The organism is Candidatus Eisenbacteria bacterium (assembly GCA_030017955.1).
Taxonomy (GTDB): domain Bacteria; phylum Eisenbacteria; class RBG-16-71-46; order JASEGR01; family JASEGR01; genus JASEGR01.
Genome location: JASEGR010000134.1, coordinates 1 through 3,708, shown reverse-complemented (window position 1 = coordinate 3,708; position 3,708 = coordinate 1). Strand labels below are relative to the sequence as shown.

The window sequence follows — 3,708 nt, the reverse complement described above, 5'->3', positions numbered from 1 at the left end:
CACGCTTGAATGCGAGCTCATCGACCGGCGTCGTTTCCGAAACCAAGCCGAGGCGCGGATGGCTATATTCGACTTCATCGAGGGCTGGTACAATCCGCATCGTCGTCACTCTGGAATTGAGTATGAATCACCCGTGAATTACGAAAAGAGGCTCGGAAGCCAGACCACGAGGAAAAACCAGAAAAATGACTTTCACACAGGCTCCGAGAGCCACGATCTCAGTCCGGCATGACCTGGAGGACCCGGGTTTTCACACCCCAGGTGGCATCCGCCGTCGGGGAGAAAACCCAAAAAGTCAACCGTCCACCGAAACGGGGTAACTCCACGAATGGGACTGTCTATTTCGGTGGAGACTTTGGTGCTGTGCCCGGCAACGAACGTTGGTACCTTGCGGGCTTTCAAGACCCCACTTCGGTTGAGCCGGAGGTTCATGTTAAGCCAGTAGAGGAGAGGATGTTCCTCACGAGCTATCCCAACCCATTCAGTGGAACCGCGACAATAGAGTATGCGCTGCCCACAGAGTCTCACGTGATCTTGAGAGTTTACGATGTTGCGGGCAGGCAAATTGCTGAGCTCGTGAATGGTAAAGGGAAGGCCGGGAGGAATAGGGTTGACTGGGCCGGCATTGACAAGAAAGGCGCGAATGTTCCTTCTGGCATCTACTTTTTCGAGTTGAAGATTGGGGAGAGGACGTTCACAAGGAAGATGATACTGACGAGATGAGTTTTTGTTCTTCGAGATGTAATAGCCACTATTCCACGCATTGATCTGAAGTGAAACACGGAGCAGTGCTTTTTGTGGTGGGGGTGCTGTTGGGCTACAAGGGGCTTTTTCCGAGTCGTTCCATCATTCTTCTTGAGAGAGTCGAAAACGTATCTTTGAGCTCCCGGCCGTCTATATCCACCGTCATTTCAACGGGCCATTTCTCTATCTCATCAGGAAAATCTGCCGTCTTTTGCATCGCGATTGCAAGCCAGTAGAGGTCGAAGCCAGGGTCTTTCTTCTGGGCAAGCTCGCTGAGGTTCCAGACATCTTCATTCTTCAGAATAAGAAACAAGTCCACGGCATCCCTGGGCTCCACTCTTCCGAAGAAGGCAAGCATCTTATCGGTTACGAGGTCCCTGTAATCGTTCACCTTGATCCCCAGATCTGATTCCAGCGGTTGCTCGAATCTGAACGGCGAGTCATAGGCTAGCTGAACTCTTGTGCTTTCGCCAGTTTTTTCCATTTCAAGTTCGACAAAAGACTCGAATCGTCTAACAACGCCGACGGAGAACTCCTTCTTCAATTCTTCTTCCAGGACCCAGGAGAAAGGCACAATCAGCCCCTTTTCCGCCGTGAAGAGATCAAGGTCGAATGACTTTCTGTGTCCGAGATAGAATTCTGCAAGGGCGGTTCCACCCGTGAGGTAGAAATGCTGCGAATCCGGGACGGAACGGAAAGAAAAGATGACTGCTTTCTGCAAGTCGGTCAGAATTCCCTTACCCTTGAGCGGCAAAGTAACCCTCCCACAATCTCCTGATGTGTGTTGGAAGACCCAGCTCCGGCAGCATGGCTCTTATCTCCTGCCAGTCAAGGCGGGCTACGTCCTCCGCTCTTCCATGCGTCAAAACTTGCTTGATATACCACTTCTTCTGGAACGGGTCACGCAAGTCAAGTTCATTCTTGGACCATACTATGTATCTTTTGGGACGCAACCTCGGCCTCCGAGTCACAAGCGAACAGTGTGCAGACAGAGAAGAAGACGGTCTATCATTTCAGGATTAGAACAGCTCCTTATGGCCGCCGGTAGTGGTCGGCAGAAAGGAGCACACTGACGTGGGGAATGGAAGCAGGAAACTGGGTTAAGAGTCAAGAGTTTGTTGCGAGAATGTGGAGCCCGTTGGTGAGGATGTTCCCTACTGCTGGATAAGGTCAGGTTGAGGACGACGAGCGGGGTTTGCGTTTTTCGAGGAAAGCTCCGTTGTCATGCAGGGCGCTGATGTTCCTTCGGGCATCTACTTTTTCAAGTACTTTTTATTTTTGAGGCAACGAACCCATTTCGAATACTTTTATTATGAGTCAATTCGAAAACTTGACAAACGCAGATGCTGTGATAAACTGTTATGAACATTTGCTCATAACCTTGGGGGTCAGAGTGCGGCCAAAGAAGACCAGATGGGTCAAGTGTTTGCCCGTCGAGCGCTGTTTCAAACCTCGCTGTAAACCTCTGTCAAAATTGGAGGTGGTGTCCTTGTCCATTGATGAATTTGAGGCAATAAGACTCTCTTGCCTTGAGGGACACACACAAGAGAAAGCAGCGAAAAGGATGAAAATCTCCCGGCCGACTTTCTCGCGAATTGAGGCGTCGGCTCATAAGAAGATTGCTGATGCCTTGGTCAACATCAAGGCAATAAGGATTGAAGGAGGCACTTGTAAGGTAATCAGAAGGAGAAAAGTGTGAGGGAGTGGAGAAAGTTTCTGTACATCGCCGCAATATTCCTGGCCTGCTTCTATCTCCCCGTAGAGAACGTCCGATTCAGTAATGCCGTCTTTGAGGCGCTTGCCCTGGTCAAATGGTACGCCCGAGAGCATGTCCTTCTGTGCTTGGTGCCGGCCTTCTTTATTGCTGGAGCCATCTCGGTCTTTGTCAGCCAAGCATCCGTGATGAAATATTTTGGCGCGAAGGCGAACAGATTTCTTTCGTATAGCGTAGCGTCGGTTTCGGGAACGATACTGGCAGTATGTTCCTGCACGGTGTTGCCTTTGTTTTCCAGCATCTACAAAAGAGGTGCAGGCCTCGGTCCTGCCATAGCGTTCCTCTTTTCAGGCCCTGCAATAAACGTGCTCGCGATTGTCCTCACGGCACGCGTCCTTGGCTGGCAGCTCGGGTTGGCGAGGGCACTCGGCGCGATCTTATTCAGCGTCGTCATTGGCCTGTCGATGCATCTGTTTTTCTTGCGGGAAGAAAGAGCCCGCCATGCAAATGGCGAGCTCGTCGTGGGTGATATGAAAGAATCGCGTCCTTTGTGGCGGACGGTACTCTATTTTGCCTCGCTCGTAGGAATTCTTGTTTTTGCCAACTGGGGAAAACCTCTCGAGGGCGACCAGGGATTATGGAGTCTGATTTATCAGTGTAAGTGGTGGATTGCAGGATTCTCGTTTTTGGGTCTGATCTTCATGCTGAGTACCTGGTTCAAGAAAGACGAGCTTAGGGAATGGACGCAGGCGACATGGGGGTTCACGCTGCAGATTCTGCCTCTCTTGCTGGCAGGAGTATTGGTATCTGGTTTTCTATTGGGCAGAGTCGGCCACGAAGGCATTATTCCTCCACGTTTTGTCATCGCTCTTGTAGGTGGGAATTCGTTGTTCTCGAATTTCTTCTCGTCTATTGTCGCGGCATTCATGTATTTTGCCACATTAACCGAGGTACCCATTCTGCAGGGTCTGATGAATTCCGGCATGGGTAAAGGACCGGCCCTTGCATTACTGCTCGCCGGTCCGGCCTTAAGTCTACCGAGCATGCTCGTATTAAGAAGTGTCGTGGGGACAAAGAAGACGGTTGTCTATGTCAGCTTAGTCGTGGTGTTCTCAACGATAGCAGGGATGATTTTTGGCTGGATCACGAGCTGAGGAGGACAAAGATGAAAATAGAAATCCTGGGAACTGGCTGTCCTAACCTGCTTTATGCATAAACTTGCATGAACGTGGTATCGAGCGCCATAAATT

6 protein-coding genes are annotated in these 3,708 nt (G+C 50.5%); 4 read left to right on the top strand and 2 right to left on the bottom strand.

Annotated elements, in window-relative coordinates; genetic code table 11:
* Window positions 1–232 (top strand): IS3 family transposase (locus QME66_12840; protein MDI6809838.1); only part of this gene is annotated, 232 nt, incomplete at its 5' end.
* 131 nt (window positions 233–363) lie between these two features.
* The gene (locus QME66_12835) at window positions 364–723 is read left to right on the top strand and encodes a T9SS type A sorting domain-containing protein (GenBank protein ID MDI6809837.1); all 360 of its coding nucleotides are present in this window, start codon (window positions 364–366) and stop codon (window positions 721–723) included.
* Window positions 724–817: 94 nt separating this feature from the next.
* On the opposite strand, the gene QME66_12830 is transcribed toward QME66_12835, so the two are convergent.
* Together QME66_12830 and QME66_12825 are read right to left on the bottom strand one after the other, a co-directional pair.
* Complete coding sequence (locus tag QME66_12830) at window positions 818–1,498, bottom strand: nucleotidyl transferase AbiEii/AbiGii toxin family protein (GenBank protein ID MDI6809836.1); 681 nt, start codon at window positions 1,496–1,498, stop codon at window positions 818–820.
* Window positions 1,482–1,697, bottom strand: coding sequence for a hypothetical protein (locus QME66_12825; GenBank protein ID MDI6809835.1), 216 nt, complete (start codon window positions 1,695–1,697; stop codon window positions 1,482–1,484). The genes QME66_12830 and QME66_12825 overlap by 17 nt, the downstream gene beginning before the upstream one ends.
* A 359-nt stretch (window positions 1,698–2,056) precedes the next feature.
* Between QME66_12825 and QME66_12820 the strand changes: the two genes are divergently transcribed.
* Window positions 2,057–2,443: a DUF134 domain-containing protein gene (locus tag QME66_12820; protein ID MDI6809834.1), complete on the top strand. Its 387-nt coding sequence runs from the start codon at window positions 2,057–2,059 to the stop codon at window positions 2,441–2,443.
* Window positions 2,440–3,612, top strand: a complete 1,173-nt coding sequence (locus QME66_12815; GenBank protein MDI6809833.1) for a permease — start codon at window positions 2,440–2,442, stop codon at window positions 3,610–3,612. Before QME66_12820 ends, QME66_12815 begins: the two co-directional genes overlap by 4 nt.
* The last annotated feature ends 96 nt before the right edge of the window (window positions 3,613–3,708 follow it).